Genomic DNA, 25,280 nt, shown 5'->3' with positions numbered 1-25,280 from the left:
CGCGCCCACCCATGCTGGGCGGCGGGTGCGTGGCCAGCACCTCTTCGAAGAAGCGGTTCAGCTCGCCCGTGGGGATGCGCTTCCGATGCTCGGCCACGGCGTCGGCCACGCGCGTGATGAGCACGTTGACGCCCTTGCCGGTCTTGGCGCTGAGCGTGACCATGGGCGCCCACGGAATGAACGCCAGCACCTCGCGGGCGCGGTCCATGGCCTGCTTCTGGTCGTCTTGCGACATCAGGTCGGTCTTGTTGAGCGCGAGCAAGATGGCGCAGCCGCGGTCCTCGGCCAGGCCTGCGATCTTGGCGTCTTGCTCGCCCACGCCCTCGTTGGCGTCGATCATGACCACCACGATGTCGGCGCGCTCCATGGCGCGGATGGCCTGGAAGACGCTCATGGTCTCGACCGTGCTGGCCTTCTGCATGGCCCGCTTGCGGCGGATGCCGGCCGTGTCGATCAACACGAAGGAGCCCGTCTCGCCCTCGAGCAGCGAGTCCACGGTGTCCACCGTGGTGCCCGGGCGGTCGTCCACCAGCTGGCGGTCCTCGCCCAGCAGCCGGTTCACCAGCGAGGACTTGCCGGCGTTGGGGCGACCGATGATGGCCACGCGCGGCGTGTCCTCGTCGATGTCGAGCGTGGGGCCGCCCTGCTCCGGGAGGGCGGCCGCCAGCGACTCGCTCAGCTCACCGAAGCCGTGCCCGTGCAGCGCGGAGATGTTGTGCAGCCGGTCGATGCCGAGCTCGTAGTAGCTGGTGGCCTCGTTCGACTTCTGCGGCGTGTCGGCCTTGTTGGCCACGTAGATCACGGGCTTGTCGGCCTGCCGCAGGAGGCTCATGGCCTCGCGGTCGGCGGGCATGGGCTCGGTGGTGGCGTCCACCACGCAGATGACCACGTCGCACTCGTCGAGCGCCAGGCGCACGTGGCGCGCGATGCCCTCCTGCATGGGGTCGTCGCTCTCCGGGTCGAAGCCGCCCGTGTCGATGAGCACGTAGTCGTGGCCCAGCACCCAGCAGTCGGCGTAGTGCCGGTCCCGGGTGACGCCCGGGATGTCTTCCACGATGGCGATGCGCTGCCCCGCGAGCCGGTTGAAGAGCGTGCTCTTGCCCACGTTGGGGCGGCCCACGATGGCCACCATGGGCCGCGAGCCCGCGGCGCCGGCGGGCAGCTCTTTGCCCAGGGGTCTTCTCTTACGACTCACGATTGCTCCACTTCGGTGGTCAGGCGGCGCGCCTCGTTCGGGTCGCCGGTCCAACCTGGGATCACCTTCACCCACAGCTCCAAGAAGACCTTCTGCCCCAGCAGCTTCTCGATCTCTTGGCGCGCGTTGGTGCCGATGGTCTTGATGCGCGCGCCTTGCGCGCCGATGACGATGCCCTTGTGCGAGGCCTTCTCGACCACGATGGTGGCCTTGATGCGCACGAGACCGCCGTCCACCACGTAGTCGTCGATGACCGATGCGGCGCCGTGCGGCACCTCTTGGCGCGTCTGGTTCATGACGGCCTCACGGATGAGCTCGGCCACGAAGAAGCGCTCCGGGCGGTCCGTGAAGAAGTCGTCGTCGTACATGGCGCCGACGGGCAGGTGCTTGCGGATCTCGCTCAGCAGCGCGTCGAAGTTCAGCCGCTTGCGTGCGGAGATGGGCACCACCGCGTCGAAGCTCATCTGCTGCTGATAGGCCTGCAGCAGCGGCAGCATGCGCGACTTGTCCTTGAGCAGGTCCACCTTGTTGACCGCGAGGATCTTGGGGGCCTGGCTGTCGCGGATCATCTCGAGCACGCGGATGTCGTCTTCGCGCACCAGCTCCACCTCGCCCTCGCGCGGACGCTTGACGGGGATCTCGGTCATGAAGATGACCACGTCGGCGTTGGCGAGGCCCTGCTCGGCCTGCTCGATGAGCACCTTGCCGAGGGCGCTCTTGGGGCGGTGCAGGCCTGGCGTGTCCACGAAGGCGATCTGCGTGGGAGGGTCTTCCGAGCTGTACACACCCAGGATGGCCGAGCGGGTGGTGCCCGGCCGCGGGGTGGCGATGGCCAGCTTCTGGCGCAGCAAGGCGTTCAGCAGCGTGGACTTCCCGACGTTGGGTCGGCCCACGATGGCGCAACGCCCGGACCGCGCGACGACCGCATCCGGGTCGCTCTGGGGGGGCGTCGCGTCTTGGCTTTCGTCCGCGCGAGGCATGGCCGCAGTGTAGCTGCGACTCGCCGCGGCGCTACTTGGCCCGGGCTGCGAGCTGGGGGACGTCGTACGCGCAGCGAAAGCCGAGGTCCGGAAAGCGTGAGCCCTCGCCCACCGGGACGCGGTGCGTGACGCGCAGCGAGTAGGCGTCCGAGCGCCAGGAGCCGCCGCGCACCACCCGCTCCCCGCCGCTGGGACTGCCCTGCGGGTTCACGCTGGGGCCGCCCCCATAGCCCTCGTATTCGAAGCGGTCTTGCGTCCACTCCCACACGTTGCCCGCCATGTTCAGCAGCCCGTCGGCGCTCTGGCCGGCCGCGAAGGCGTCCACCGGGGCGGCGTAGCGGTAGCCGTCGGTGGCGTCGGGCCGGCCGTCGTCGCCGTGGTTGGCCAGGCGCTCGTTGTACTGGCGCCCCCAAGGGAAGCGGCGTGCACCGCTGGTGCCGGCGGCCGCGCGCTCCCACTCGCTCTCGGTGGGCAGGCGCCCGCCCACGAAGCGGCAGTAGCGCTCGGCGTCGGGGTAGCTCACGCCCGCCACCGGCATGTTGGGCTGGCCCACCCGCGTGTCGTCGGCGCTCACCCCGGCCGGCAGGCACTGCCCCGCGGCCACGCAGCGCCGGTAGCGGGCGTGGCTCACCTCCATGCGGTCGATGCCGTAGGGCCCCAGCGTGATGACGCGCCGCGGGGACTCCAGCTCGAACAGCTGCTCGGAGCAGCGCAGCTCGTTGCCGGCGCCCACCCGGGTGCGTAGCAGGCACAGCTGGTAGGCCTCGCGCAGCTCGCGGTCGCTGGCCCCGCGGAAGAAGCTGCCGCCCTCCATGAGCACCACGTCGCTCGGCACCACCGCGAGTTCTGCCTGGGAGCGCGCGCCGGCCACGGCGCCCAGCATGCCCAGCGAGCCGAGCAGGCTCAGGAGGGCGACGCGGGAGGGGCGGCTGCGCATGGGGGACGTGTAGCAGCCGGGGCGCACGGGGCACAAGGCAGGCCACCCACGCGCTGCTTGCGCCGCGCGCGCGGGGGCGCGATGGTGCGGCGCATGAACGTCGTCATCCTGGGTGGCACCAAGGGCATGGGGCGCGCGCTGTCGCGGCAGCTGGCCGAGCGCGGCGACCAGCTCTTCTTGCTGGGGCGCGACACGCGCGAGCTCGAGCGCAGCGCGCGGGACCTCGAGGCGCGGGCGCCCACGGGGGCGCGCATGGAGGTGGGTACCGCCACCTGTGACCTCGAAGAGCCGGCGGGCTTCGACGCGGCCCTCGACGCAGCCGAGAAGGCGCTGGGCAAGCTGGACTGCGTGATCGTGACGGCCGCGTTGTTCGCCACCCAGGAGCAGTTGGAGCAGGACGAGGCGCTGATGGAGCGTCTGGTGACCGTGAACTTCGCCAACACGGTGGCGTTCTGCGAGCGGGCGCGGAAGCGGCTTCTCGCGCAGGGTGGCGGCACCCTGTGCGTGTTCAGCTCGGTGGCGGGTGAGCGCGGGCGCAAGCCGGTGGTCATCTACGGGGCGTCCAAGGCGGGCCTCTCCAGCTACCTCGAGGGCCTCGACCACCGCTACCGCGCCGCGGGCCTGAAGGTGGTCACGGTGAAGCCCGGCTTCGTGAACACCGGCATGACCGAGGGCCTCAAGCCGCCGCCGTTCGCGGGCGAGCCCGAGGCCGTGGCCAGAACCGTGCTGCGCGCCATCGACCGCGGCACCCCCGTGGTCTATGCACCCGCGCCGTGGGCGTTGGTGATGGGTGTCATCCGGGCGCTGCCGCGGGCGGTCATGCGCCGCGTCAAGTTCTGACGCTGCGCCCGGGGCGGCCGCGTCATTCTCCTCTGTCGCCGGCAAGAGGTAGGACGCGCACGCGAGCCCCGTTGGCAGCGACCGTGACGATTGCCCCAGCCTCGAGTGCGGCTTCGTGTGCACGCAACACACCAAGGACCAATTCGCCCACCGCCACGGGCATGAGGTCCTGGAGACGGATCTGCAGCACGCTCGGGCCCGCGTCACGGGTGCTGGCCAGCAGCGCCGAGAAGTCCAAGTCGTTGGTGAAGATCACCTGGTGGTGGTCCCGTGCCCACGCCATCACCTGGGTGTCAGGTGCACCTGGAGGGCCGACTCTGCTCCAGTGCTCGGCCTCGACTCCCATGCCGCTCAGGTACGCGACCCAGGCGGGCGAGAGGTTCATGTCGAGCAGTACCTTCACGCGGCTCAGGACGCCTTGAGGGGAACTTCGTACTCCTGCGCTCGCCACGCCGCGTATCCGAGCGCCGCCGTGATGTCTTCGTCTTCGAGGTACGGATAGGCGCCGAGGATCTCCTCACGGCTGCGACCTGCCGCGAGCAGGCCAACAATCGTTCCGACCGTGACGCGCATGCCGCGAATGCATGGGCGGCCGCCCATGACGGAAGCGTCGTGTGTGATGCGGGAGAGGTCCACGTCGCTAGTCTACCACCAGACGGAACCAAAGCCCGAGTATGGCGATCTGGGCGCGGCTCACTCCAGCACGGAGAGGGCCACGTCCACCACCTCGTCGAGCTCTTCGTCGGTGGCGCCGCCGCCGCGCAGCACGCCCAGGCCGTTCAGCGTGTTGGTCAGGTGGCTGGCCACGGCGCGCGGGCTCTTCACGTGGGTGAGGTCTCCCTTGGCCACGCAGTCTTCGATGGCGGTCTCGAAGCGGTTGCGGGTGCGCTCGAGGTGGGCGCGCACGCGGGCGGAGATCTCACAGTCGCTGGCCCCCACCTCCATGGACGTGGCGGCCACCAGGCACGTGCGCGGCTGGGTGCCGCCCATGGCCTTGGCCAGCCGGCGGAAGAGGCTGCGCAGCCCGCAGGCCGAGCCCTCTTCGCGCGCCAGCTCGCCAGCCAGGCCGGCGTCGCTGCGCTCGCAATAGCGGTCGAGGGCGGCCAGGAAGAGGCTGCGCTTGTCGCCGAAGGTGTTGTAGAGGCTCTGCTTCGAGACGCCCGTGTGCTCCACCAGGTCGGCCATGCTGGTGGCCGCATACCCGCGCTGCGAGAACAGCTCGAGCGCGCGCTCGAGTGCCTGGTCCTCGTCGAATTGTCGTGGGCGGCCGGTCAGCTTCATCGAACAGCTTGGTAGTGTAGTCGCTCCGGTCGTTACGTCACCCCGGCTCGCGGGGCGCAGGCCGCCTGGGGTGCCCCACAGTTGGTGGCAGACACGCGTCAGCGCATGTGCCAGCGTCACAGCATGCTCCGAACCGTGAATTCAGGCGCGCGCGTGGCCATCACAGGGTGGCGCTCGCAGCTCACCCTCGTGCTCACCCTAGTGGCTGGGGCAGCCATCGCCTCGGTGGCCTGGGGCTGCGGCGGCACGGAGGCCCCCCGCGCCTGGACCGTGGCCTCACCCGACGGAGCGCTCGAGCTGCGCGTCGTGTTGAACGCGGAGGCCGCTGGCGACGAGCGCGGGCCCAACCACCTGACCTACTCGCTGGTGCGCAACGGGCAGACGCTGGTGGCCAGCAGCCCGCTCGGCATCGAGACCACGAGCGAAGGCTTTGTGGATGGCCTGCGCTTCGTGGCAGACGAGACCCGCGTGGTGCACGACGCGTACACCATGATCGTGGGCAAGCGCGCCGAGCGGGAGGCCCACGGCAACGAGCACACGCTGCGCTTCCGCAACGCGAGCGGCGCGCAGCTGGAGCTCATCGTGCGCGTGCACGACGACGGCGCGGCGTTTCGCTACCGGCTGCTGGGCGACGGGCCCGTCACGGTGCAGGCCGAACACACGGCGTTCCAGCTGCCCACATCCGGCGCGGGCTTCATGATGCCCTACGACCTGAGCGGGCTGCTCTTCCTCGGCGTGTACGAGCAGCCCTTCCAGCGCGTTCAGGTGGGCGACTCGGCCAACGCCTCGGGCTGGGCGTTTCCCACGCTGTTCGAGATCCCGGGTGACGCCGGCTGGGTGCTGCTGACCGAGGCCGACCTCGACGGAACGTACTGCGCCTCGCGCCTCGGTCGCTTCGCGCCGGGTGGGCTCTACAGCATGATCTTCCCCACGCCGCGCGAAGGGCAGCAGGTGGGGGAGGTGCTGCCCAGCGGGACGTTGCCACTCAGCACGCCGTGGCGCGTGCTCATCGCCGGCGAGCTGAGCACGGTGGTGGAGTCCACGCTGGTGGACGACCTGAGCCCGCCCAGCACCATCGCCGACACCCGCTGGATCACGCCCGGACGCGCGGCCTGGTCGTGGCTCACGCAGGACACCGGCGACGAGGCGCTGCAGCGCGAGTACCTGGCCAGCGCAGCCGAGTTCGGCTGGGAGCACATGCTCATCGACGCGCACTGGCAGGAGTTCGAGGACGCCATCCCGCAGTTGGTCAGCGACGCGGCGGCGCTCGGGGTGCAGGTGCACGTCTGGTACAACTCGGGCGGCCCACACAACGTGAGCGCCGAGCCGCCGCGCGACCGCATGCTGGACCGCGACATCCGCCGCGCCGAGATGGCGCGACTCGAAGAGTGGGGCGTGGCCGGCATCAAGATCGACTTCTTCGAGAGCGACAAGCAGGACCGCATCCAGCAGTACCTGGGCATCCTCGAAGACGCCGCCGAGCACCACCTGATGGTGAACTTCCACGGCGCCACGCTGCCGCGGGGCTGGCAGCGCACGCACCCCAACCTCATGACCGTGGAGGCCGTGCGCGGCGCCGAGTTCTACCGCTTCCCCGTGGCGCCGGCGGACCCGGACATCCACCTCATGTACGTGTTCGCGCGCAACGTGGTGGGCTCCATGGACTACACGCCGGTGGTGTTCCAAGAGGCGCTCGCCGACGCGGGCCTGCCGTACATCAGCAGCCTGGCCCAGGCGGTGCTCTTCGAGTCCGGCATCACGCACTTCGGTGGCCGCGCCGACGCCGACCCGGCCGAGGGCTACCGCGCCGTGTTCGCCGCGTTCCCGTATGTGCAGGCGTTCATGAGCGAGGTGCCCAGCACCTGGGACGAGACGCGCCTCCTTTCGGGCGACCCGCGCACGCACGCTGTGTTGGCTCGCCGCAAGGGCAGCACCTGGTACGTGGCGGCCATCACGAGCACCACGGACAGTGTGGACCTCAGCGTGCCCCTCGCGTTCCTGGGTGACGGCGCGTACGCCATGGAGGTCATCGCGGGCGGGGCCACGCCCGACAGCTTCACGCAGACCGCGTCCAGCGTGACGGCCGCAGACAGCCTGCCGGTGGCGCTGGGGCCCTCGGGCGGGCTGGTGGTGGTGCTGCGCCCCTGAGGCGGGCCGCTACGGCCCGAGGAACAGCCGCGGGTCGAAGTGGTACGCGAGCGTCCTCGTGACCGCCACCTGCTCGATGGCATCGTGGTCGGGGTTGAGGATCACATTGCGCTCATGGGGAATCACCGCGGACGGCACGGAGATGGCCAGCGAGCGCTTGGAGCGGTACCACGCCTCGCCGAAGTCCTTCGGGCCCTGGGGGTCGGAGAGCACCGTGGGTGCTGCTCGCCAGTCTCTCGGCAAGTCCACGTCCACTACCACCTCCACCAAGCCGTCGGGCACGTGCAGTTCGATGGCCACGTACGGCTCAGCGGGAAGCTCGTCCGTGTCGAGGTGGACCAGCAGCTCGAGCGTGGCGAGCGACACGGAGGCCGAGCAGTACACCATGGGCACCCCCACAGGCGCCCAGCGTGCACCGGCGAGCTGGCTGCCCTTGCCGCTCAGGACACTTGCTGCGCGACGTGCCTTGCAGAGGCGCCAGACGAGCATCCTACGAGTACGCTCCCCACTCGATGCGGGTGAGGATCTGGCGCACGCGGGTCTCGCCCAGCTGCGTGTCCAGCAGCTCCACGGGCACGGCGCCTCCCATGGCCCGGTTGGGCTTGTGCATCCAGCGCAGCGCCTTGTCCGCCTCGCCGAACACCGTCTCGGCATAGGCGAAAGCGTTGGCCACGCGGAACGCGCGGTCCGAGTGCGCCGGGTCCAGCAGGGCCTTGGTGGCCTTCTTGCGGGTGAGCGTGGAGGGCGACAGGCCCAGCAGCTCGGCCGTCTCCCTGAGGGAGAGACCCGTGGAGGTCGAGAGGGTGTCCACCACCGTGGCCGGGAACCCGTGCCGGATGCGAGCGAGCATGCCCGCTGCATCGGCGCTGGCGAGCCCGAGTTTCTTCTCGCCACCGAGCTTCAGGATGACGCGGCTGAATTCGTTGGCGCCGCCGCTGTAGCCCGGGAGGCTTGCTCGTGAGCTCGAATCCTTGTGTGTGCTCATTTGCATACTCTAAAGTGTGCAAATGCATCCAGCAAGGGCCGCCGAGCGCAAAGCCCTCCGACTTGCGCGCCGCGCGGGGATCTTCATGCTCGCGGCACTTCCGCCATGCCGCCCCGCAACCGACCGCCTCGTCCCAAGCCCCCGGCGCGCCCCGCGCAGCCGGTGCACGCCGTTGCGGGCCAGCCGGCCAATCTGCCGCCCGGCCACGTGGAGCTGGCGCTGGGCCTGGACGACGCGCAGGACCCGGCCGCGCTGCGTCAAGCGGCGGCTCGCACGCTGAAGGTGCCCGAGGCCGACCTGCCCGAGCTCACGCTGGTGCGTCGGAGCATCGACGCGCGGCGCCACAAGGTGCAGTTCAAGCTCGAGGTGGCGCTCGGCGCGCCGCCTGCCGGGCCGCTCGGCGCGCCGCTTCCCGTGGAGGCGCGCGCGCTGGTGGGAGGCTCGCCGGTGGTCATCGTGGGCGACGGCCCGGCCGGGCTCTTCTGTGCCTACGAGCTGGCGCGCAAGGGTGTGGCCTCGGTGGTGCTGGACCGCGGCAAGCCCGTGCAGCCGCGGCGCCGCGACCTCGCTCTCCTGAACCGCGAAGGCCTCGTGGACAGCGACAGCAACTACTGCTTCGGCGAGGGCGGCGCGGGCACCTACAGCGACGGCAAGCTGTACACGCGCACCGGCGAGAAGAGCGCCATCCGCGACGTGCTCGAGACGCTGGTGCTGCACGGCGCGCCCGAGGACATCCTGACCGACGCGCGCCCTCACATCGGCAGCAACAAGCTTCCGAAGGTCATCACGGCGCTGCGCGAGCGGCTGGAAGCGCTGGGCGTGCAGTTCCGCTTCGGCGCCCGCGTGGTGGGCCTGGACGTGGGCCCGGCGCACAAGCTTCGCGGGGTGCGCTTGGCCGATGGCGAAGTGCTGCCCTGCGCCGCCCTGGTGCTGGCCACGGGCCACTCGGCGCGGGACATCTACGCCATGCTGGCCGAGGAGGGCGTCCAGCTCGCCCCCAAGCCCTTCGCGCTGGGTGTGCGCATCGAGCACCCGCAGCCGATGATCAACCAGCAGCAGTACGGGCGCAGCGCCGGGCACCCCGCGCTGCCGGCGTCGTACTACCGCGTGGCCGAGACCGTGGACGAGCGCGGCGTGTTCTCGTTCTGCATGTGCCCGGGCGGCTTCATCGTGCCGGCAGCCACCGAGCCGGGCGCGCAGGTGGTCAACGGCATGAGCCTGTCCAAGCGCGACTCGCCCTTTGCCAACTCGGGTCTGGTGGTGGCGGTGGAGCCCAGCGACTGGGAGCGCGCCGGGTTCAAGGGCCCCATGGGGGGCGTCGCGTTCCAGCGCGTCATCGAGGAGGCCGCGTTCCAGGCAGGCGGCGGCCACCTCAAGGCGCCGGCCACGCGCGCCAGCGACTTTCGCGCGCGCCGCAGCAGCAGCACCGTGCCCAAGGGCAGCTACCAGCCGGGCTTCACCGCCACGGACATCGCGCCAGTGCTGGACGCCTCGGGCGTGCGGCTGGCCGATCGCCTGCGCACCGCGCTCGGCGTCTTCGAGCGAAAGATGCCCGGCTACGGCGGCAACGAAGCCGTGCTGGTGGGCGTGGAGTCCCGCACCAGCTCGCCCGTGCGCATCCCGCGCGACCCCGAGACGCTGCAGTCGCCCGACGTGGCGGGCTTGTACCCGTGCGGCGAGGGCGGCGGGTTCGCGGGGGGCATCGTCAGCGCGGCGCTCGATGGGATGCGCGTGGCGCGGGTGATCGCGGGCGGCTGAGCGGGGCCTGGCGGCGACTATCGAGCTTCCAGCATGGAGTAGAGCGCGTCCTTGAGCCTCACGCGCTCGCGCTTCCGCTCCTCGAGGTACTCATCGCCCGTCGGCTGGATGTCGAGCTCGATGCGACGGACCTCTCGGTCGAGCGCGTGATACTGGTCGAACAGCGCGCGGAACTGGTCGTCGGTCATCTTCAGCTCGTGAATTCTATCGACGTGCTCTGGAAACTCGTGGCGTAGGTCGTGGTGTTCGATCATTCCGGGTGGCTCCTCGACATGCGGACACTCGGCAGGGCGCCGGCACGCACATCGCAGCGAGGACACAAGCAAGGTGCGCGCCAGCTCCCGGCTGCCCGCGTGGCGCGCGTTTCCGATCAACCGCGTTCACGCCACGGCCCGCAATTGCGCAGCAGATGCGCGGGGTGCAGCTGTTGCGCTTCGATACTCGGACACGAGGGGAGGCCTCTCCCAGCGTCGACGCCCCCTGACGGAGTGAATGCTCGCTGTGGAGCGTTCGCTCTCACGGGCGGTGGCCGGGATCAACGCTGCGTGTCGCCGCTCGCCAGCAACGCGCGCACCTTCTCCTCGAGCCCCTTCGCGGTGACCTGCTCCGGCGGGACCGGCTCGCCAATCGTCAACGTCAGCCGTGCGCGAAACCGCGACGGTGGCTTGCTCAGCGCCGGCCCGTCCTTGCGGCTGAACATGCTGCCCCACAGGCCGCCGAGGGCCATGGGCACCACGGGCACGGGGGTCTCCGCGATGATGCGCTCGATGCCCGCCTTGAAGGGATTCATCTCGCCGGTGCTGGTGAGCTTGCCCTCGGGAAAGATGCAGACCACCTCGCCGGCGCGCAGCTCCTCGGCGATCTTCGCGAAAGCGCGTTCCATGACCTCGGCGTTCTCGTGCGCGGGCGCGATGGGGATGACCTTGGCGTGCCGGAACAGCACCGACACCACCGGGGTCTGCGAGATGTGGTGGTCCATGACGAAGCGCGCGGGGCGCCGCACGTTGCCGCCCACGATGAGCCAGTCGTTGAAGGCCACGTGGTTGGACACCAGCACCACCGGGCCCGTCTCGGGGATGTTCTCGTGCCCCGTGACCTCGAGCCGGTACATGACGCGGCTGAGCATGAACGCGTAGAAGCGCAGCAGGAACTCGGGCAGCAGGGTGTAGAGATACGTGGCCACCGCGAAGCTGAGGATGGCCAGCACGAGGAACACCTGGTGCACCGCGACGCCCGCCGTGAAGAGGCCGGCCAGCATGCCCGCGCCCGCCACCATGAAGAGCGCGTTCAGGATGTTGTTGCCGGCGATCACGCGCGAGCGCTCGAACGGGTCGGGGCGCTGCTGCATGAGCGTGTAGAGCGGCACGGTGAAGAAGCCGCCGAAGACCGAGATGCCGAACAGGTCCACCAGGATGCGCGGCGTGCCCGGCAGCGCCAGGAACTCGCGCACGCCGTAGAGCTCGGCCGGCACCACGCTGGGCGCGCCGATGAGGAACAGGTCCAGCGTGAACAGCGTCATGCCCACGGAGCCAAACGGCACGAGGCCCAGCTCCAGGTTCTTGCCGGAGATCTTCTCGGTGAGCATGGAGCCGAGCGCGATGCCCACGCAGAAGAACGATAGGAACAGCGTGACCACGTGCTCGCTCGCGTGCAGCGTGTCGCGTGCGTAGATGGGGAAGATGGACAGCATCACCGCGCCGAACAGCCAGAACCACGACACGCCGAGCACCGACAGGAACACGGCGCGCTGCTGCTTGGTGATGCGCAGGATCTCGATGGTGGGCGTGAACGGGTTCTTGCTGATGCGCACGTCTGGCGAGCCGGGCGCGAGCCGCGGGATCAGGTAGCTGCCCGCGAAGCCCAGCAGCGCCGTGAGCAGCACGCCGATGGCCACCCACAGCGGGCCGTCCTCCACCAGGATGAGCACGCCACCCGCGATGGTGCCGAGCAAGATGGCGAGGAACGTGCCCATCTCCACCAGCGCGTTGCCGGCCACCAGCTCGTCGGCGGCCAGGAGCTGCGGCAGGATGCTGTACTTCACCGGGCCCACGAAGGCAGAGTGCGTCCCCATCAGGAACAGCGCCGCCAGCAGCACCTCCAGATTGCCCTGCAGGAACGCCACCGCCGCCAGCGCCATGATGACGATCTCGGCGCCCTCGCCACACGCAGGATGGGCGTCTTCTCGTAGCGGTCGGCCAGCTGCCCAGCCGTGGCCGAGAACAGGAAGAACGGCAGGATGAACACGCCGGTGGACAGCGTGATCATGAGCTCGGGGCCCATGCCGAAGGCGCTGGCTTGCGTGCTGCTGATCCAGATGATGAGCGCGTTCTTGAACAGGTTGTCGTTGAACGCGCCGAGCAGCTGGGTGGTGAAGAACGCCGCGAAGTCACGGCGCGCGAGGAGCTTGGTCTGCGAGGTGGAGGACATGCGTGGGAGGGCCGGGGACGCGCTCAGGCCGAGAGACGCGCTACGTCGGCCGACGGAATGTAGACGCGATCGACCTCCAACGTGCTCTTCGTTTCGGCGTTGCCCTTCGCGTCGTGGGTGACGTGGTTGCTGGAGAGCGTGAGCGTGCTCGTCTCGCGGCACGTGGGGCACTGCTCGATGCGCACGCTGTACCACATGGGATCGCCCTCGGGGGGCTCGGGGCGTTGCAGCACGCTCCAGTCTTGGCGCTGGTTGAGCGCCTCTGCGATGCCGCCGCCATCACCGTAGTCGAGGCGCCGCTCGACGATCGTCTTGCACCATGTCTTGCAGCGCCCGCAGAAGGTGCCGGTTCCGACGGTGCCGAGTGCCGCGACGGTTCCCACACCGAAGAAGATGAGCGCCTCCAGCACCCACGCGATGCCCAGCGGGATACCGTTGACCACGGAGCCACGCATTGACCAGGTGCCCTCCTCGTAGATGGTCCCGATGATGTCCAGCAGGGCGGGCGGATAGAGCAGGTAGATGGCCTCGAAGTCGCTCATGTCGGCGCGGAACGCCATCATGGCCACCCATGCGATCCAGTGCATCCAGTAGGCGAAGACCAGCGCGCCCAGCACGATGACGTAGCTGAGCGCCGCGTTGTGGAAGTGGCCGGCGCGGAGCCCGCTCACCACGCCCCAGCCGATGCCGAAGGCCGTGCCGCCCGTCAAGAGCGCGTTCAGGTAGATGATGGGGATGTAGGCGATGGCGATCGAGTAGAGCGGCGCCAGCACCAGAGCCCCTGCGAGCGCCGCGGCCACTCCGAACAAGAGCCCGAGGGGGGCGATGGTCTGCGGCGGGGTGTAGTGCGTGGTCGTCGTCATGCGGGCTCCTCCAGCGCGGCAGCCTACCGGATCTAGCGACCCATCTCACGCTCGTGGGCGAGCCAGTCGAGATACACCTCGAGGTTGGTGTAGCCCGCCACGCCCAGCTCCGCGACGGAGAGCGTGGTGGTGGATCCATCGGCGGCCAGGTTGGGGTTCAGCCCGTGGTCGGTCTCCCACGTGTTGGCGATGCCGTCGCCATCCGTGTCGGTGGGTGCCGCCGGGAAGGGGCCCAGCGCCATGAGGTCGTTCTCGGGGTTGGCCACCGTGATGTCGCTGGTGACCACCACGTCGCGCCCGTCCACCACGTTGTCTTCCAGGTAGCCCACCATGCGCTCGTCGAAGCGGTCGCGCGGGAAGGCGCCCACGTTGCTCCGCACGAACGCGAGGAGGTCGTCCACGTCGTGGTAGGTGATGGCCGGGAAGTTCGCGCGCGCGGTGCTGCGCCACGTGGGCAGGCTCGAGTACCAGGGCGTCCCCATGGTGTCGATGGCGTCCGCGAAGTCGTTGTTGTTGTAGATCAGCGGGTAGTCCATGACGCCCGCGCCCACGATGCGGTTGTCGCTCAGGAACAGTGAGCTCACGCCCAGCAGGTCGGGTGGCGGCTCGATCGCGATGAGCCCGAACGAGAGCGCGTCGTTCGGGTCGTCGCGCCGCAGGTTGCCCACCACGTTCAGCTCCCAGAGCACGTCGTGCGCGAAGCCGGGTGCTTCCACGGCCACGTACATGGGGTGACGCGTGCCCCAGTAGACGTTGTTGGACACCTCGACGCGCGACACGGCGGTGTCGGCGATGTTCTCGCGGCCCAGCTCCGGATAGCGGCCGTAGATGCGCACCCACAGGTTGTGGTGGATGCTGAGGTTGGTCATGGGGAAGCCACGCACCGAGTCGCTGTAGTTGGCCAGCATGCCGCCGTACTGCCCGTGGCTGCCGATGGTCTCGGCCAGCATGGTGTGCTGGATGGTGATGTCGCGCGAGAACGCGATCTGGATGGCCTCGTCGGTGGCGTTGCCGATGGACACGTGGTCGATGATGCCGTTCACGGCGTGGTGGAAGCGCACCCCGTCACCGCTTCCGTCTCCGTCGTTCGGGTCCACGCGCACGTGCAGGTGCCGCACGATGAAGTTCTCGGGGTAGGTGGTGGGCTGCGTGCAGCCCGGGCTCTCGCACACGGAGTCGCCCTGCAGCATGAGGCCCGCGACGCTGATGCCGCCGGGCGCGGTCTGCCCCGCGAGCGTGAAGTCGCCGTGCTCGGCCACGATGACGTCCGGGATGTGCCCGCTCACGTCGAACACGATCATGCGCGGGCCCGCCACGTTGATGGCCGCTTGGAGCGAGCCGGCACCACCCGCGTTCAGGTTGGTGACGTGGATGACCTGGCCACCGCGCCCGCCGGTCGCGTCTGCACCGAAGCCTTCGGCGGAGGGGAACGCGCGCAGGGTGCCGTTCATGGGCAGGCTGGTGTCCGTGACCTCCGCGTCGCTCGGCACGTCGCCGTCGGTGGGCGTGTCGCCGTCGCTCGGGGTGGTGGCGTCGCGTGTGCCGTTGTCGCCTGCGCCGCCGTCGCCGGTCGGGTTGCCGTCGCTGCCGCAGCCGGAGGCGACCGCGAGCACGGCTGCCAGGAAGAGCGCGCCTGTGGGGCTCGCGAGTGGGTGTGTGTGCATGGGCCGAGGTCTCCGATGTGGGATGATGAACGTATCACCCACACCCCCCACCCGAACCCCCGCGATCACGGGGGCTGCGGGCTCGCCGTGAGCGGCGAACCTTCAGTGCGGCTCGAACACGAACGGGTAGCGGAAGCTGGCCGCGCCCCCGTCGGGTCCGGTGGCGACCCGCAGCCGGCCGATGATGCCGCTCACGCAGTTGGCGAGCTGTGCGTCGCCCGTTTGGTTCTCGGGCACCGTGACGCCGGAGAAGGCGCCCGAGCCCTCCACCCGGAAGCTCACCACCAGCCTGCCACGGGCCGCCGGGTTCGAGCCCAACGTGCGCTCGTAGCAGCGGCGGATGGCGCCGACGCGCGCGCGGATGGCCTGGGTGACCGGGTTCATGGGCATGCTCGTGGGCCCAGGCAGCGATGTGGGACGGTCCACGCGCACCCGAACGTTGCGCTCCGTGACGGGGTCTCCCTCGGTGGTCGAGAGCGTGGGCGCGGTGGGCGAGAACCTCCCCAGCTCGTCTCCGGTTCCGTCACGCCCCTCCCGTGCGGTCAGGCCCGAGGTGGGTCCCGTGGCCACCGAGCCATCGGCCATGGCGTCCATCAGCTCTTGGCCATCACGCACCGCGGCGCCTCCCGCCAGCGCGTCGCGCAGCGGGCCCACCCCGATGCTCCCCAGCAGCAGCGCGGCCTGGTCACGCGCCTCTTCGCGCGTGAGGCGCGGCGTCCCCTCATCGCTCGCGGTGCTCGGTCCAGCATGTTCCCGCGGGCTCGGCCCTCGCGTCTGATCGCGCGTCGGTGTGGGCGTGGCGTCGGCCACCACGGGCTCTTCGTCTGTCAGCGTGGGCTCCGCGGGCATGTCCGGCGCAGGCGGCTCCGGCGCTTCATACAGCGGTCGGAACGCGAACACGCTCTCGGGCGGCGACAGCTCCACCAGCGGGTCGGCGGCCTCGGCGGCCAGCCCCAGGAAGAAGAACGCCAGCATCACCGCGCTCAACGTGCCACCAAAGCGCCAGTCGATCTCCGCGCGCAGGTCACGGCGCACCACGCGCGGGAGCGGCGCGGCGTGCACCGCAGGGGCCTGCTCGAGGGCGACCAGCAGCCGGCCGTGCCACAACTCCACCACGGCGCTGGCCCAGGGCACAGCGCTATCGAGATCCAGCGGGACCAGCACGACGTCCCCCGCTTGCCGCGCGCGCCCGGTGGCCACGTGCTCCACCAGGGTGCCCGCGTGCCCCGCGAGACGCGCGCGGCCCAGCACTCCGGCCGGCAGCGTCAGCCACCAGCGCCCACCTTCGTTCCGCAGCAGCGTGTGCGTCCCGCCCAGGCGCGGGTCGCACAGCACGAGGTCGTTCTCCTCGGAGCTGCCCACCTGCAGCGTGCCCAGCGCCGGGACCCGCAGCGTGTGCACCACGCGGTCCTCTACCGCGAAGGCGATGCGCGCGCAGACGGCGCTGGCCTGCGTGTGGCGTGACGAAGAGGACGCGGGCGAAGCAACGGTTGCGGTGGGCATGGCGTCCCTGTGACACCACCCGCCGCGCGAAGTTCCCTGCTGCTTCTCGGGCTGCTAGCGTCAGGCATGGAAGCCACTCCCTCCTCGGGCCTCATTCCCCTGCTGGTGGGCCTCGTGTTCCTCTTGGTGTTCGGCGGTGTGGTCGCTCTCGTGGTCTACGCCGGCTGGCGCGGGAAGCAGGAGAAGCTGGCCCTAGCGGGCCGCAAGGCGCGGGCCCGCCCGGGTCGCGCGCGCGTGGTGCAGGCTTCGTCCAAGCAGATCTCGGGTGGCCACAGCGTGATCACGGACATGTACCTGACCCTGTCGGTCGAGACGCCCCGCGGCCCCGTGCAGGCGAAGGCCGTCTGGACGGTGGACCCACTGCGCATGGACCAGCTGCGCGAAGGCTGCGTGGTGGACGTCCTGGTCGACGCAGACGCTCCCCACCGTGTATACCCCGCGGCGTCATGGGCACAGCAGAGCGGAATGGACCCCAATCGGTGGATGACGCGGTGAGCGACTACTTCACCTTCGACCAGCGCGCGTGGCCGCGCGTGCGCATCCACATCGCTGCCGTCGCCGTGCCCGACAGCGCCTTGCTCCGGTCCGTGGCGGTGCTGGGAGAGGTCGCCAAGCGCGGCGAGCGCTACACGCTGCTGTTCGATGCGCGCAACGCCAAGCCGCTCGGCGCGCAACAGCGCAGGCTGCTGGCCGACGCGTCGCTCCCCACGGCGGCGCATGCGGCGCGCAACTGCGCGGGCTCGGCCATCGTGGTCAACAACATGGTCATCGCCGGCATCGTCACCGCGCTCCATTGGCTGAAGCCCACCGACTACCCCGAGAAGGTCTTCTCGTCCGTGGCGGAGGCCGAGGCCTGGCTCGACGAGCGTCAGCGCGCCCCAGCCTGAGCCTGCTGGCACGGAGCTCCGGCCGCGTTTGTAAGCGAGGATGCACACCGGGTAGCATTCGGGGATGTCCACCCGCCCCCGCCGTGCTCCCTCCGCCCCGGTCCTGCTCGCCTTCTTGGCGGCGCTCTCGCCCCTCGCGGCGGGCTGCGGTGATTCCTCTTCCACTGGCATGGACGGAGGCGGCGTGGATGGCGGCGGCCGCGACTCGGGGCCCATCGTTCCTCCGCCGGCCACGTGCACCCCGCCCATCACGCTGGTGGACACCAGCAGCCCCGACCGCGTGGTGGGGGACGGCACGCCGGCTAGCTGCACCCACGCCAACCTGGCTGCTGCGGTGGCGCAGGGCGGCGTCATCACCTTCGACTGTGGCGCGGGCGAGCACACCATCGCCATCCCCACGGCGCTCGACCTGCGGATCGACACGGACACCATCATCGACGGGGGCGGCACCATCACGCTCTCCGGCGGCGACGCGTCGCGCATCTTCGAGTACGACTCCCCGAACTACCGCGTGACCACCACGCGGGTGGTGTTGCAGCGCCTGACCCTCGAGGACGCGCGCGCGCCTGCCACGGACTTCACCCCCCAAGACAGCGGCAACCCCGAGTGCGCCTGGGGCTACAAGGACGGTGAGGGCGGGGCCATCCGCATGCGCGACGGACGCCTGCACGTCATCGACTGCATCTTCCGCAACAACCACGCGGCGCCCACGGGCCCCGACACGGGCGGCGGCGCCATCTATGCGCTCGGCGCCCTCGAGGTCATCGTGGTGGGCAGCTCGTTCGTGGGGAACGAGGGCTCGAACGGCGGCGCCATCGGTCTCTTGCAGACGGACGGCATCTTCTACAACACGTTGTTCCAGGACAACGCTGCCACCGGCGTGGGTCAGAATTTCGGCGGCGCCAGCGGCTGCCCCGAGTTCAACCACGCGGAGCAGGGCGGCGCTGGCGGCAACTCGGGCGCCATCGGCATCGACGGAAACTCGGTGGAGCGCGTGGAGTTCTGTGGCGTGACGTTTCGCGGCAACACGGCCAACGAGCTGGGCACCGTGAGCCGCACGCCCAACTCCCAGCGCGGGCTGAGCACCTTCAACCGCTGCACCTTCGACGGCAACCACGCGGGCGACGGCGGCGGCGCCATCTGGATGCAGGACATGGAGCTCGAGCTCTTCAACTCGGCCATCGTGGGCAACACCAGCGACGGGCTGGGCGCCGGCGTGCGCATCGACCAGGGGCCGCACGGCAGCACCATCCGCGTGGTCAACACCACCTTCCACGGCAACGTGGCCACCAACTCGCTGGGCGGCGGCCTGGTGTTCTCCGGCGAGGGCACCATCCAGAACTGCACGTTCGCGGAGAACGAGGCCGCAGGCGGCGTGGGTTTCTTCGGTGCGGCCATCGTGGCGCACGGCACCGAGTCGCAGGGCCTCGAGATCCTCAACACCATCTTCTGGAACAACATCACCAACCACGAGTGGACACCCATGACCTGCTCGGTGGGCAACCCCGGCACACCGGTGCCGCTGCCAGGCTCGGGCAACCTGCAGTGGCCCACGCTGCGGAACGGGCCAGCCAACAACCCCGACAACGCTTGCACCACCAACATCATGTTCGCGGACGCGATGCTGGGCGCGCTGCAAGACAACGGCGGGCCCACGCCCAGCATGATGCCGGCGGTGGGCAGCGTGGCCATCGGCCTCGGCGCGGACTGCCCCGACACGGACCAGCGCGGCGAGCCGCGGTCCACCACCACGTGCACGGCAGGGGCCGTGGAGCCGTGATCCACGCCGTGGCGCTGCGGCATGCACTTGCCCTGGTGGCTGTGTGCACCGCTGCTGCCGCCCACGCGGGCTGTGCCGCGACCCCTGCGCCGGAGACGCAGGCCGTCACCACCGGGGGCATGCACCGCACGCCCGAAGCGCTGGACCTGCTGTCCCTGCTAGGGCCCAACGCCACGGGCGTGCTGCGTGTGGACGTGCGCGGCGCGCTCTACCACAGCTGGGTGCGCAACCTGCTGGTGGGTGTGATCCTCGCGCGCGGGGAGGGGGCGCAGGCGTTCATGCAGGGGCTCGACCACACCGACGAGCTGGTGGTGGGCTTCTGGGACATCCCCGACGAGGGCAGGGTCCCGCCCATGCTGCTCATGGCGCGCGGCGACTACCGCTCGCTGCCGCTCGAAGACCCCGCGGCGGGCCAAACGGTGGCGCACTACCGACAGCACGAGCTGCGCGCCGAGGACTCACTGCGCGTGACGGTGCGCCTGGGCGACCACACGGTGATCAACGGCGAGCGCGAGCTGGTGGTGGCGGCGCTGGACGTGATCGACGGCGTGTCGTCGGCGTCCGGCCCGCGCGGCGCGCTCATCACGGGGGCCATGGAGCGTGTGGGGCTGCGCGACCACACACTGGCCCTCGCGCTCGCGGCCCGCGTGCTCATGCCGCCGGACGGAACGCCGCTCGCCGACTCGCCGCAGGTGCTGGGCTTCTGGGCGGACATCGCCGAGACGGTCACCACGGAGGGCTTCATCACGTTTGCGGACCAGAGCGCGCCCGCCGTCTTCCTGGCCGTCATCGACAACAGCCTCCAGCTGCTGCGCCAGAGCCCCGAGGTCGCGGCTCTCGACCTGGTCGCTCCACTCGAGCGCATCGAGCTGCGCACCGAGGGCAACGACCTGCTCGCCCGCGCGGTGTTCGGGTCAGAAGACGTGGAGCGCTTCAGCCGTGCGCTCCAGTCCCTGCTGGACGCGCCGGAGTGACGGCGGCCAGCTGCGAGTCGTGGAAGCGCGACAGCAGGACCAGCGCCAGCAAGGCGCCCACCAGCGCCCACATCATGTCGGACTGGGTGTCCCACGCGTAGCCCTGCGTGCCCAAGAACGCCTCGGCGGACTCTCCGCTGGCCTCGGCCACGCCCCACTCGATCAGCTCGTAGAAGGCGCTGAACGCGAGGCAGAGGCTCACGGTGACCACGTTCATCCACGTGCGTCCGTTGACCACCGCGCGTCGCAGCAGGATCTCGCGCGCCAGGATGGCGGGCACGAAGCCCTGCACGAAGTGCCCGAGCTTGTCGTAGTTGTTGCGCGTGGATCCGAAGAGGTCGTCGAAGAAGGGCACCTCGGCGTAGGTGTAGTGCCCTCCCACCATCAGGATCACGCAGTGCACCAGCACCAGCACGTAGAGCAGCGGCGTGAGCGGGAAGCGCTTGCGGGTGGTGACGATCAGCACCACCCCGATGAGCGCGGGCGCCACCTCCAGGAACCACGTGAACTGGTCCTTGGGCGCTATGCCGGACCACACCAAGACGCTGCCGAAAATGGCCAGCCAGAGCCCGTTCTTCGCGTTCATCGTTTCCTGCTTTCGGGAGAGCATAGGCACAACGGCGCGCACGTGCCCGAACCAAGCAGGTGCACTTCGAGGGAACTTCTGAAACCCTGAGGCTGTCTGCTGGGTGCGGACGATGGGCCATGCATCGCCGCGGCTCTGAAAGGTGAGGTCCCGTGAGACACGACGTTGCTGCACTTCGGCCTGCGGTCGCCTTGGGGGTGGGGTTGGTCTTCGTGCTTCTGCTTTCCCTCGCCCCGGTAGAGCGTGCGCGCGCGGGCGCGTGCGCGAGCTTCCGCCACTACACCTCGGGCTTCGCGGCCCCGGCTGGCAGTGCGCTGCCCGCGAACGGTGGTGTGCTGTTCGTGCCCACCGTGGCGGAGGGCGACGGCGCGGGGGCCTCCATGCTGGGTGGCCCGCCACTCGAGTCGCTGCGTCGCGGCACGGGTGTGCTGGCCAGCGCGCGCGTGGAGCTGGCTCCGGGCTGGGTCATCCTGCAGCCCACAGCGCCCATCAGCGGGCGTATCACAGCCATGGCGGGGGCCACCCGCCGGGCGTTTCGCCTGACCCGCGGCGACGCACCCGCCCTCGCATCGGCCCGGAACCCCAGCGTCGAGTACATCCCGCAGCGACAACAGGAGACGCCCATCGGCATTCGGAGCGCGCCCGCTTCCAACACCCTCACTCTCGGCGGCCGGCCGCCCGCGGGCGCCTATGCGGTGATCGTGCGCCAGCCTGCCGCCGACGGACGCGCCGCGCCGCCCAGCGGCTGGGCCATGCGCATCGAGGACGCGCACCAAGTCATCTTCGCTTTCAGCCCAGACGCGGGACGCTGCCAGCCCAACTACCCAGGCTACGTTCTCCCGGCGAACGTGGACGTCGAGGTCTTCTTCGTGGACATCCGCGGCCGCCTGTCGGCACCCGTCGTGACCCGGGTGCGCTAGCGCGCCGCCGGCGGACCGCACTGCGCTACCCTCCCGCTGGTCATGCGTTCTCAGACCACCACCCTCGTTCTCGTGGCCCTCGCGATGCTCGGCGTGTGCGTCGGCGTCTGGCTGCTGCTCACGAGCGGCAAGGACACGGCGTTGGTCGGCACGTGCCCGTCCATGAGCCGCACGCACTTCGCCGTCATCGTGGCGCGCCGCAGCACCACGCACAACGACTACACGCGCCACAACGGCACCCTCGCGATCTTCGACATCGCGACTGGCGCGCTCACAGCGAAGCAGAGCGTGGGCGCCTGGGAAGACGATGCCCACCGCGCCGTGTGCTTCGGCGCCGCAGGCGAAGGGCGGGTGTGGTTCCGCCCCGCAGGCTCCGCTCCCACCTTCGAGGTGCGCGCCATCGACACAGGCGCTGTGGTCACGCCCTTTTCGGCGTTCGTGCAGGCCAACCCACCGCTCGGGGTCGGGGTGCTTGCCCTGGGCTGGGACGGCGACCGCGCGGCGCCCACGGTGTCCACCGCAGATGGTCGCACGCTGTGGCTGGACGCCGCCACGCGCAGCGCATCGCGGTACGAGGGAAACGTGACGATGACGCCTCTGGGCATCCAAGCCGACGCCGCCATCCACTCCCACAGCGTCAGCTACTACCTCGGGGGCCTCCCGGGCCTCGTGCTGGCCGACGGACGCCGCGTCACGCTCGACGGACACCCTCGCTCCGTGATGCGCGTGGACGGCGCGCCGCTGTTCGGCGAGCGTGACTTCTACATGCCCAGCGCGTTGGTGCACCCGGCGAGCGGCAGCATCGAGTGGCCCTCGCCGCCCAGCTTGCTGGTGGTCGAGGAGACGCTGGTGGGCAGCTACACCTACCGCGTGACACGCATTGCACTCGACGGAAGCGTGCTCTTCACCTTCGACCCCGGCGAGGCGCTGCCTGCCGCCACGCGCTACCGCCCCACGCCGTGGACGTCGTCTCCGGACGGCACGCTCTTGCTGCACTTCGGGGAGCTCGGCGTCATCGCCATCGACGCAAGAACGGGCACCGAGCGCTACCGCATGGGCTACGACGGCGAGCCCATGGACCGCCCCTCCTGAGGGCTAGCGCGGCTTGAGCCGAGAGACACAGCCCTCGCAGATGCCGTGCGTGATGGAGCGCTCCGTGACGGACGCGAGGTAGACCTCGAGGGGCCGCCATCCGTCGGCGTCGTCGCCGATGGCCTTGCACCACGCGCACACGCGCAGGAACTCATCGTCGTCGTTGGGCCGCTTGTGCTCGCGCTCGTAGTGCTGCAGCAGCGAGCGGACCTCTTCGTCCCGATCGTGGCGCGCCGTGATGTCGTGCGTGAAGCACACGATCTGCGGCAGGCCGCTCGGGTCCTTGCAGTTGGCAGAGTGCGTCTCCACCCAGCGGAACGAGCCGTCTGCCGTGCGGAGTCGGTACTCCACGGCCTCGGCACCCATCCCGTCCACGTGCTGCTCATGGTTCGCTGCGAGGCGCGCCAAGTCGTCGGGGTGGAACAGGTCATAGGCCGAGCGTCCCACCAGCGCCTCCGGCTCCCAGCCGAAGAGCCGCGCGCACGACGGAGACGCCCAGAGATAAGTCCCATCAGCGGCGTGCACGGACAGGAAGTCGTGCGCCAGCGCTCCCACCAGGGCTTGCACCGCCTGCTCCGCGGACTCGGAGATGGGCGCCGGAAACACGCGGTACTCGAGCCCGAGGTTGGCGCGCAGCTCGGCGCAGCGCTTCTCGAGCGCAATGAGCTCGCGCATGACCTGTTCTCGACTCGGTGACCCCGCGGCCCCCGACCCTTCGTCGCTCATTCCAGTACTCCAGACCGCCCCCGCGTCCACTGTTCCCACCGAGGGGCAGCCGCTGCACCACTTGGTGGACCTGACAGGACTGTACCCCGTTTGGGGAGCGCGAGGGAAGCTCCAGCAGACTCGCGCTAGGGCGCGGCCGCGTGGGTGAAGCGCACGGAGAAGCGTGTGCCCCCCAAGCTCGGAGTGGACATCTCCGTGGGCTGTCCCTGCCGATAGTGGCTGCCCGTGACGGTCCCAATGGCGATGTCGTCGCTACCCATGGCGATCGCCAGCGTGGTCGCGCCAGCACTTCCAGACCTCAGCGTCACGGCGATCTCGTAGGTGTTGCCGGGCACCAGCGCGACGCTGGCAGGTGAGGTGGTCAGGAAGCGCCCCGCGTCGATCACCAGGCTGGCGAACGGCAACGTGGCGATGAGTGAAGACGTGCTCGTCCCGGCATCCAGCTCGTACACGCGAACGACGCTGTCGGCATGAACCGCGTCACCGATGTCGCTCAGCGAACCCGCACGGACGGACACACTCGTCAGCGTGCGTGCGACATCCGGCACGAAGAACGTGGAGTAGGTGGTCGTGGACCAGACCGGGGAGTACTCCGAGTAGGCTTCGCGCGCGATCCACTCTTCGCCCACGAGGCCACATGCTCCAGCGGCGCAGTAGGTTCCGGACGCGGAGCAGTCTGCTTCCACGGCCTCGAAGCCGCTGCCCGACGGGGCACACGTGCTGAGCGTCTCGCCGTCGGAGCACTCCTCTGCTCGCGGCGGGCAGACGCGCGGTCTGCAGGTGGCGATGCCGACGAGCGGACGAGTGCAGAACTGACCTGTGTCCGCGCAGTTCTGCTGCAACGTCCAGCCGCTGCCGGTGTCGTTGCAGCGCTGCAGCTGGAGCTCGTTCGCCGAGCAGCCGAGCGTGGCGGGCTGGCACACGTTGGCGTAGCACGCTCCGTCGTAGCATCGGAACCCCTGCCCGCAGGACTCGGTCAGCGTGGATGTGAAGCCGTTCGGATCGCACGTCACGACCCGCGTCCGGTCACCGCTGCAGAGCGCCTCCCCTGGCTCGCAGGTCCATGGCTCACACTGGATGTCCACGCCATCGTCTCGGCAGGAGCGACCCGTGACGCAGTTGGTCTCGCTGAGCGCGCTCCCATCGAATTCGCACTGTCCGATGGTGTCGTCGTCGAGGCACCAGCGACGGCCGGACTCGCACTCGTCACGGATGCACTCGTTCTGTGCGCAGTAGTACGCCACCGGGCAGTCCACGGTCTGGTTGCAGCGCACGCAGGCTTCCCCGTCGCAGAGAAGACCGAGCCCCACGCATTCGTTGTCCGACTGGCACCGCGGCACGCACCGGTTTGCCCGACATGTCTGGTCTGTGTCGCAGTCGGCCGCGCCGCCGCACTCGCGGCAACGCAACGATGCGGGGTCGCAGACCTCCCCACCCGTGCAGTCGAATGAATTGGCGCACGCAGGATGCGCCACGCAAGCGCCGCCTTCACAGCTGGAGCCGTCGGCGCAGTCCGCGTCGTAGGCGCACTCGCTGCACGCGCCCGCGCGCAAGTAGCAGTGGAGCGAGCCCGTGCAGTCCAGGTCGCTCTGGCACGGAGGCCTCGCGCCGACGTCGGTGGCCACGGAGGCGTCTCTCGTGGCCTGGCTCGTTGAGCAGGCCACGACGAGCGCGCCCAACAGCAGACCGGAAGCACAGAGTTGGGCTGGGCGATGCATGACTTCTCCTCGACGT

At 70.0% G+C, this 25,280-nt stretch carries 24 protein-coding genes and 1 pseudogene; 9 read left to right on the top strand and 16 right to left on the bottom strand.

What is annotated here, in order from left to right; genetic code table 11:
• The 3 genes from der to IPI43_11140 form a co-directional block, all read right to left on the bottom strand.
• The coding region (der, locus tag IPI43_11150; GenBank protein MBK7774674.1) for a ribosome biogenesis GTPase Der at window positions 1-1,132 on the bottom strand (1,132 nt) is incomplete at its 3' end.
• Between the two features lie 59 nt (window positions 1,133-1,191).
• A complete protein-coding gene (gene era / locus IPI43_11145) occupies window positions 1,192-2,175 on the bottom strand; it encodes a GTPase Era (GenBank protein MBK7774673.1) in 984 nt (327 codons plus the stop codon).
• A 31-nt stretch (window positions 2,176-2,206) separates the two neighbouring features.
• Window positions 2,207-3,112 (bottom strand): formylglycine-generating enzyme family protein, encoded by a 906-nt coding sequence (locus tag IPI43_11140; protein ID MBK7774672.1) that lies wholly within the window; start codon window positions 3,110-3,112, stop codon window positions 2,207-2,209.
• Between the two features lie 93 nt (window positions 3,113-3,205).
• Here IPI43_11140 and IPI43_11135 point away from each other — a divergent pair, with 93 nt between their 5' ends.
• Entirely contained in the window at window positions 3,206-3,952 is a 747-nt protein-coding gene (locus IPI43_11135) for an SDR family NAD(P)-dependent oxidoreductase (GenBank protein MBK7774671.1), read from the top strand.
• Between the two features lie 22 nt (window positions 3,953-3,974).
• Here IPI43_11135 and IPI43_11130 read toward each other — a convergent pair whose 3' ends face one another.
• The 3 genes from IPI43_11130 to IPI43_11120 are packed head-to-tail and all read right to left on the bottom strand — an operon-like array spanning window position 3,975 to window position 5,233.
• Window positions 3,975-4,355 carry a DUF5615 family PIN-like protein gene (locus tag IPI43_11130; protein MBK7774670.1) on the bottom strand — a complete coding sequence of 127 codons (381 nt, stop codon included), beginning with the start codon at window positions 4,353-4,355 and terminating at the stop codon, window positions 3,975-3,977.
• 5 nt (window positions 4,356-4,360) lie between these two features.
• Window positions 4,361-4,588: a DUF433 domain-containing protein gene (locus IPI43_11125; GenBank protein MBK7774669.1), complete on the bottom strand. Its 228-nt coding sequence runs from the start codon at window positions 4,586-4,588 to the stop codon at window positions 4,361-4,363.
• 57 nt (window positions 4,589-4,645) lie between these two features.
• Window positions 4,646-5,233 (bottom strand): TetR/AcrR family transcriptional regulator, encoded by a 588-nt coding sequence (locus IPI43_11120; protein ID MBK7774668.1) that lies wholly within the window; start codon window positions 5,231-5,233, stop codon window positions 4,646-4,648.
• Window positions 5,234-5,356: 123 nt separating this feature from the next.
• On the opposite strand from IPI43_11120, the gene IPI43_11115 reads away from it, so the two are divergent.
• Entirely contained in the window at window positions 5,357-7,381 is a 2,025-nt protein-coding gene (locus tag IPI43_11115; GenBank protein MBK7774667.1) for a glycoside hydrolase family 97 catalytic domain-containing protein, read from the top strand.
• A 9-nt stretch (window positions 7,382-7,390) separates the two neighbouring features.
• On the opposite strand, the gene IPI43_11110 is transcribed toward IPI43_11115, so the two are convergent.
• Both IPI43_11110 and IPI43_11105 read right to left on the bottom strand, forming a co-directional pair.
• Window positions 7,391-7,870: an RES domain-containing protein gene (locus IPI43_11110; GenBank protein MBK7774666.1), complete on the bottom strand. Its 480-nt coding sequence runs from the start codon at window positions 7,868-7,870 to the stop codon at window positions 7,391-7,393.
• Between the two features lies 1 nt (window position 7,871).
• Entirely contained in the window at window positions 7,872-8,366 is a 495-nt protein-coding gene (locus IPI43_11105; GenBank protein MBK7774665.1) for a DUF2384 domain-containing protein, read from the bottom strand.
• A gap of 105 nt (window positions 8,367-8,471) precedes the next feature.
• Here IPI43_11105 and IPI43_11100 point away from each other — a divergent pair, with 105 nt between their 5' ends.
• Window positions 8,472-10,124 (top strand): FAD-dependent monooxygenase, encoded by a 1,653-nt coding sequence (locus IPI43_11100; protein ID MBK7774664.1) that lies wholly within the window; start codon window positions 8,472-8,474, stop codon window positions 10,122-10,124.
• Between the two features lie 17 nt (window positions 10,125-10,141).
• On the opposite strand, the gene IPI43_11095 is transcribed toward IPI43_11100, so the two are convergent.
• From IPI43_11095 to IPI43_11075, 5 genes and pseudogenes are all read right to left on the bottom strand, one after another.
• Window positions 10,142-10,378, bottom strand: coding sequence for a DUF465 domain-containing protein (locus tag IPI43_11095; GenBank protein ID MBK7774663.1), 237 nt, complete (start codon window positions 10,376-10,378; stop codon window positions 10,142-10,144).
• Window positions 10,379-10,659: 281 nt separating this feature from the next.
• A pseudogene (locus IPI43_11090) lies at window positions 10,660-12,551 on the bottom strand (MFS transporter).
• Between the two features lie 23 nt (window positions 12,552-12,574).
• On the bottom strand, window positions 12,575-13,414 hold the full coding sequence (locus IPI43_11085) for a hypothetical protein (protein MBK7774662.1): 840 nt from the start codon (window positions 13,412-13,414) through the stop codon (window positions 12,575-12,577).
• Between the two features lie 32 nt (window positions 13,415-13,446).
• Entirely contained in the window at window positions 13,447-15,078 is a 1,632-nt protein-coding gene (locus IPI43_11080) for a hypothetical protein (GenBank protein MBK7774661.1), read from the bottom strand.
• A gap of 102 nt (window positions 15,079-15,180) precedes the next feature.
• Window positions 15,181-16,581: an AgmX/PglI C-terminal domain-containing protein gene (locus IPI43_11075; protein ID MBK7774660.1), complete on the bottom strand. Its 1,401-nt coding sequence runs from the start codon at window positions 16,579-16,581 to the stop codon at window positions 15,181-15,183.
• Between the two features lie 66 nt (window positions 16,582-16,647).
• Between IPI43_11075 and IPI43_11070 the strand changes: the two genes are divergently transcribed.
• The 4 genes from IPI43_11070 to IPI43_11055 all read left to right on the top strand — a co-directional run bounded on the left by IPI43_11070 (window position 16,648) and on the right by IPI43_11055 (window position 20,222).
• On the top strand, window positions 16,648-17,076 hold the full coding sequence (locus IPI43_11070) for a hypothetical protein (protein MBK7774659.1): 429 nt from the start codon (window positions 16,648-16,650) through the stop codon (window positions 17,074-17,076).
• Window positions 17,061-17,468 carry a hypothetical protein gene (locus IPI43_11065; protein MBK7774658.1) on the top strand — a complete coding sequence of 136 codons (408 nt, stop codon included), beginning with the start codon at window positions 17,061-17,063 and terminating at the stop codon, window positions 17,466-17,468. The genes IPI43_11070 and IPI43_11065 overlap by 16 nt, the downstream gene beginning before the upstream one ends.
• Window positions 17,469-17,532: 64 nt before the next feature.
• Window positions 17,533-19,248, top strand: coding sequence for a hypothetical protein (locus IPI43_11060; GenBank protein ID MBK7774657.1), 1,716 nt, complete (start codon window positions 17,533-17,535; stop codon window positions 19,246-19,248).
• A complete protein-coding gene (locus tag IPI43_11055) occupies window positions 19,245-20,222 on the top strand; it encodes a hypothetical protein (GenBank protein MBK7774656.1) in 978 nt (325 codons plus the stop codon). Before IPI43_11060 ends, IPI43_11055 begins: the two co-directional genes overlap by 4 nt.
• On the opposite strand, the gene IPI43_11050 is transcribed toward IPI43_11055, so the two are convergent.
• On the bottom strand, window positions 20,182-20,808 hold the full coding sequence (locus tag IPI43_11050) for a DUF2238 domain-containing protein (protein ID MBK7774655.1): 627 nt from the start codon (window positions 20,806-20,808) through the stop codon (window positions 20,182-20,184). The two genes, IPI43_11055 and IPI43_11050, sit on opposite strands and share 41 nt — an antisense overlap.
• A gap of 212 nt (window positions 20,809-21,020) precedes the next feature.
• Here IPI43_11050 and IPI43_11045 point away from each other — a divergent pair, with 212 nt between their 5' ends.
• Both IPI43_11045 and IPI43_11040 read left to right on the top strand, forming a co-directional pair.
• Window positions 21,021-21,728 carry a hypothetical protein gene (locus IPI43_11045; protein ID MBK7774654.1) on the top strand — a complete coding sequence of 236 codons (708 nt, stop codon included), beginning with the start codon at window positions 21,021-21,023 and terminating at the stop codon, window positions 21,726-21,728.
• A 42-nt stretch (window positions 21,729-21,770) separates the two neighbouring features.
• Window positions 21,771-22,820, top strand: a complete 1,050-nt coding sequence (locus tag IPI43_11040; protein ID MBK7774653.1) for a hypothetical protein — start codon at window positions 21,771-21,773, stop codon at window positions 22,818-22,820.
• 3 nt (window positions 22,821-22,823) lie between these two features.
• Here the strand turns inward: IPI43_11040 and IPI43_11035 are convergent, their stop codons facing one another.
• Both IPI43_11035 and IPI43_11030 read right to left on the bottom strand, forming a co-directional pair.
• Window positions 22,824-23,495, bottom strand: coding sequence for a PAS domain-containing protein (locus IPI43_11035; protein ID MBK7774652.1), 672 nt, complete (start codon window positions 23,493-23,495; stop codon window positions 22,824-22,826).
• A gap of 176 nt (window positions 23,496-23,671) precedes the next feature.
• Window positions 23,672-25,171, bottom strand: a complete 1,500-nt coding sequence (locus IPI43_11030; protein ID MBK7774651.1) for a hypothetical protein — start codon at window positions 25,169-25,171, stop codon at window positions 23,672-23,674.
• Between the last annotated feature and the right edge of the window lie 109 nt (window positions 25,172-25,280).

It is taken from the genome of Sandaracinaceae bacterium, assembly GCA_016706685.1.
Taxonomy (GTDB): domain Bacteria; phylum Myxococcota_A; class Polyangia; order Polyangiales; family Houyiibacteriaceae; genus JADJJE01.
Note: the sequence above shows the minus strand (reverse complement) of the source record. Positions and strands in the feature narration are given on the sequence as shown.

What these genes read in the sequence shown, in the direction of transcription:
- era (MBK7774673.1), bottom strand. Translation starts at nt 2,175, where the DNA reads ATGCCTCGCGCGGACGAAAGCCAAGACGCGACGCCCCCCCAGAGCGAC.
- IPI43_11140 (MBK7774672.1), bottom strand. Translation starts at nt 3,112, where the DNA reads ATGCGCAGCCGCCCCTCCCGCGTCGCCCTCCTGAGCCTGCTCGGCTCG.
- IPI43_11135 (MBK7774671.1), top strand. Translation starts at nt 3,206, where the DNA reads ATGAACGTCGTCATCCTGGGTGGCACCAAGGGCATGGGGCGCGCGCTG.
- IPI43_11120 (MBK7774668.1), bottom strand. Translation starts at nt 5,233, where the DNA reads ATGAAGCTGACCGGCCGCCCACGACAATTCGACGAGGACCAGGCACTC.
- IPI43_11115 (MBK7774667.1), top strand. Translation starts at nt 5,357, where the DNA reads ATGCTCCGAACCGTGAATTCAGGCGCGCGCGTGGCCATCACAGGGTGG.
- IPI43_11110 (MBK7774666.1), bottom strand. Translation starts at nt 7,870, where the DNA reads ATGCTCGTCTGGCGCCTCTGCAAGGCACGTCGCGCAGCAAGTGTCCTG.
- IPI43_11105 (MBK7774665.1), bottom strand. Translation starts at nt 8,366, where the DNA reads ATGAGCACACACAAGGATTCGAGCTCACGAGCAAGCCTCCCGGGCTAC.
- IPI43_11100 (MBK7774664.1), top strand. Translation starts at nt 8,472, where the DNA reads ATGCCGCCCCGCAACCGACCGCCTCGTCCCAAGCCCCCGGCGCGCCCC.
- IPI43_11095 (MBK7774663.1), bottom strand. Translation starts at nt 10,378, where the DNA reads ATGATCGAACACCACGACCTACGCCACGAGTTTCCAGAGCACGTCGAT.
- IPI43_11085 (MBK7774662.1), bottom strand. Translation starts at nt 13,414, where the DNA reads ATGACGACGACCACGCACTACACCCCGCCGCAGACCATCGCCCCCCTC.
- IPI43_11080 (MBK7774661.1), bottom strand. Translation starts at nt 15,078, where the DNA reads ATGCACACACACCCACTCGCGAGCCCCACAGGCGCGCTCTTCCTGGCA.
- IPI43_11075 (MBK7774660.1), bottom strand. Translation starts at nt 16,581, where the DNA reads ATGCCCACCGCAACCGTTGCTTCGCCCGCGTCCTCTTCGTCACGCCAC.
- IPI43_11070 (MBK7774659.1), top strand. Translation starts at nt 16,648, where the DNA reads ATGGAAGCCACTCCCTCCTCGGGCCTCATTCCCCTGCTGGTGGGCCTC.
- IPI43_11060 (MBK7774657.1), top strand. Translation starts at nt 17,533, where the DNA reads ATGTCCACCCGCCCCCGCCGTGCTCCCTCCGCCCCGGTCCTGCTCGCC.
- IPI43_11050 (MBK7774655.1), bottom strand. Translation starts at nt 20,808, where the DNA reads ATGAACGCGAAGAACGGGCTCTGGCTGGCCATTTTCGGCAGCGTCTTG.
- IPI43_11040 (MBK7774653.1), top strand. Translation starts at nt 21,771, where the DNA reads ATGCGTTCTCAGACCACCACCCTCGTTCTCGTGGCCCTCGCGATGCTC.
- IPI43_11035 (MBK7774652.1), bottom strand. Translation starts at nt 23,495, where the DNA reads ATGCGCGAGCTCATTGCGCTCGAGAAGCGCTGCGCCGAGCTGCGCGCC.